Annotated in this window: 4 protein-coding genes; 2 read left to right on the forward strand and 2 right to left on the reverse strand. The window is 57.7% G+C overall.

Annotated features, from left to right (window positions below; genetic code table 11):
- Positions 1 to 312 (reverse strand): hypothetical protein (locus tag HMPREF0308_RS13855; protein ID WP_005528608.1); only part of this gene is annotated, 312 nt, incomplete at its 3' end.
- Positions 313 to 464: 152 nt separating this feature from the next.
- Positions 465 to 1,898: a type I glutamate--ammonia ligase gene (gene glnA / locus HMPREF0308_RS03090; protein ID WP_005528611.1), complete on the reverse strand. Its 1,434-nt coding sequence runs from the start codon at positions 1,896 to 1,898 to the stop codon at positions 465 to 467.
- Positions 1,899 to 2,049: 151 nt separating this feature from the next.
- Between glnA and HMPREF0308_RS03095 the strand changes: the two genes are divergently transcribed.
- Positions 2,050 to 2,523: an RDD family protein gene (locus tag HMPREF0308_RS03095; RefSeq protein WP_005528613.1), complete on the forward strand. Its 474-nt coding sequence runs from the start codon at positions 2,050 to 2,052 to the stop codon at positions 2,521 to 2,523.
- A 264-nt stretch (positions 2,524 to 2,787) separates the two neighbouring features.
- A partial coding sequence (locus HMPREF0308_RS03100) for a helix-turn-helix domain-containing protein (protein ID WP_169305109.1) occupies positions 2,788 to 3,061 on the forward strand: 274 nt, incomplete at its 3' end.

Below are 3,061 nucleotides of genomic sequence, written 5' to 3' on the forward strand. Positions count from 1 at the left end.
GATGCGGCCGGAGGCGATGGAGTCGAAGACCTCCTCGTAGGAGGTCCACGGATGCGAAGAGTCAACGCAGACTAGGACGGCGTCGTCGACGGTGATGAGCAGTTCACCGCGGGAAGCGAGCGCAAAGAAGAGTTCGCAGTCGGAATAGGCGTAGCGCCAAGCGGTGGCATAGAAGTCACGCGCGCCGGGGAAGGAGGTCTCCAGTAGCAGCGTTGAGGTTAGAAGAAAGATGCCATCGCGCGGCAAAGGCACGAGAATCTCCCTGATCGCAGGCATGTTTGCTTGGGCCAAGGAAACAAAGGTTAAAGGCATAACCTTCACCTTAACGCGCTGAATTCATTTTCTACTGAGATGAGGGGGCCGGCGCCGCTGATTGTAAGCTCGCAAAGAATCGGAGTCGAAAGCCTGCTAAAACGCCAGAACCCGCGCCCAAAAAGCGCGGGTGGTAGCTCTAAACAGAGGGTTTAGCAGTCGTAGTACATTTCAAACTCGAGCGGCGTCGGGCGCAGGCGGGAAGGAGCGATTTCCTTTTCGTTCTTGTACTGCAGGTAGGTCTCGATGAGATCCTCAGTGAATACGTCGCCCTCGGTCAGGAACTCGTTGTCCTCCTCCAGAGCGCGCAGGGAAGCCTCAAGGCTGGTTGGTGCCTGCGGGATGGAAGCCTGCTCTGCCGGTGGCAGCTCGTAAAGGTCTTTGTCGACCGGTGCGTGCGGCTCGATGCGGTTCTTGATGCCGTCCAAGCCAGCCATCATCATGGCTGCGAAACCGAAGTATGGGTTGCCCGATGGATCCGGTGCGCGGAACTCGATGCGCTTTGCCTTTGGGTTGGAGCCGGTGATCGGAATGCGGATCGCCGCAGAGCGGTTGCGCTGGGAGTAAACGAGGTTGATTGGAGCCTCGAAGCCCGGCACAAGGCGGTGGTAGGAGTTCAGGGTTGGGTTGGTAAACGCCAGAACAGCCGGTGCGTGGTGGAGGATACCGCCGATGTAGTAGCGAGCGATGTCGGAGAGGCCACCGTAGCCTGCCTCATCGTAGAACAGCGGCTTGCCGTCCTTCCACAGAGACATGTGGGCGTGCATACCGGATCCGTTGTCGCCAGCCAGTGGCTTTGGCATGAAGGTTGCGGACTTGCCGTACAAAGCAGCGGTGTTTTTGATGATGTACTTGAAGGTCTGGATATCATCAGCCGCGTGCAGCAGGGAGTTGAAGCGGTAGTTGATCTCGTTCTGGCCACCGCCGACCTCGTGGTGGAAACGCTCGATGGTAAATCCTGCCTCCTGCAGGTTGCGTACCATTGCGTCGCGGATTTCGCCGTGCTTATCGACGGGCGCGGTGGGGAAGTAACCACCCTTAATGCGGGTCTTGTAGCCGGTGTTTGGATTGCCATCGAAGTCGGCCTCGTTGCCGCGGTTCCACCAACCCTCGTCGGTGTCTACCTCGTAGAAGCCGTGCTCGACGTCGGTGGAGTAGCGCACGGAGTCGAAAAGGTAGAACTCTGCCTCAGCGCCGAAGTTACAGACGTCAGCGATACCGGTGGAGGCGAGATACTCCTCGGCCTTCATTGCGACGTTGCGTGGGTCGCGGGAGAAGGGCTCCAAGGTGAAAGGATCGTTGACGAAGAACTTGATGTTCAGCGTCTTGGAGGAGCGGAATGGGTCCACTATGGCGGTTGCTGGGTCTGGCAGCAGGGTCATGTCAGACTCATCGATGGAGGTAAAGCCGCGGATCGAGGAGCCGTCGAATGCTAGGCCCTCTTCAGCTGCTTCCATCGTGAATTCAGATGCCGGAATGGAAAAGTGGTGCTCGGTACCGGGGACGTCGGTGAAGCGAATATCGACGAACTCTACGTCCTCTGCCTCAATGAAGTTGACGATCTCCTGGACGGACTCGAAAGACACTGTTTTGTCTCCTCAGGGTTTAGAAAAATGTTCTTTTAGTGAGTTTACCTATTTTGATTGGCGCTCGGACGATAGCCCATCGATCAATAGGTATTTTGGGAGAACTTTTTTGGTTTTCGCTTGTGGCAGCTGGGGCGCTAGATTAGTCAGCATGGCGGATAAGCGAACATGGCTCGATGGGCCCGAGATTCCAGGTGAAAATGATGATTTTGAGGGCCCAGGAAAGTGGCCTGGTGAAAAGCTTGGGCTCCCCGAAAAGGGAGCTGGTGCGTTGGCGCCGGTGGCACGCCGCGCGGGCGCTGTGCTCATCGACTGGATCATGTGCATGTTGCTAGCCAACCTGATCATCATGTTCACCGACGCGCTCGGCGGTGCGGCGTTCTTGGGCTATGCTCTGTGGGTCCTCGTCGGCATTATCTGTGGCTGGCTCTTCGCACGCACCCCCGGCATGTTGGTGCTCGGCATGGGCGTGGCGCGTCTCGACGTCCCCGGTGAGCGCGTGGGATTCTGGCGCGCGGCAGCGCGCACCATCCTCACCGGCTTCCTCTTTCCGGCCGCAATGGTCGATACCGACGGCCGCGGCCTTCACGATCGCGCCACCGGCACGGCCGTCATCATGGCCTAAAGCTTGTTCAGCGCCAACCGGTCGTATCCACCACAAGCTTCGCGCGGGGTATGGGGGCAGATGGCGTCCAACAAATGGCATCTTGGAAAAACCCAGGCGCCGCACCTGGTGTCGATTTGGGGTAGTTGGTACCGCGAGTCCGCGTAGTTGGTACCGGTGTTCCACGTACCCGGTACTGCAAGGGGTTTTCTTTCATAGTTGATGCTGGCGACACCACAATCCGGTGGTGTCGCGTCAACATCTACTTGGAAGGAGCTGGTCCTTGTGGCCAACTTCAAACAGATCATCGCGATGTGCCTTGATGGTGCTAGCTACGCGCAGATCACACACGCATTGGGATGTTCACGACGAGAAGTATCCCGCGCAAAGAAAGTCATCAACGATGAGGCACTAACTCCAGAGCGTTTCCGTCAGCTTCCACCGGGATGGTTCGATGATCGATTCAGCGACGGCCGGAGTAAGCGGACGATGTCCTACGACCAGCCTGATTTTCACGCTCTTGCACGCAAGCTGAAAAGTACGAAGCATGTGACCAGGG

The organism is Corynebacterium striatum ATCC 6940, from assembly GCF_000159135.1.
GTDB classification, from domain to species: domain Bacteria; phylum Actinomycetota; class Actinomycetes; order Mycobacteriales; family Mycobacteriaceae; genus Corynebacterium; species Corynebacterium striatum.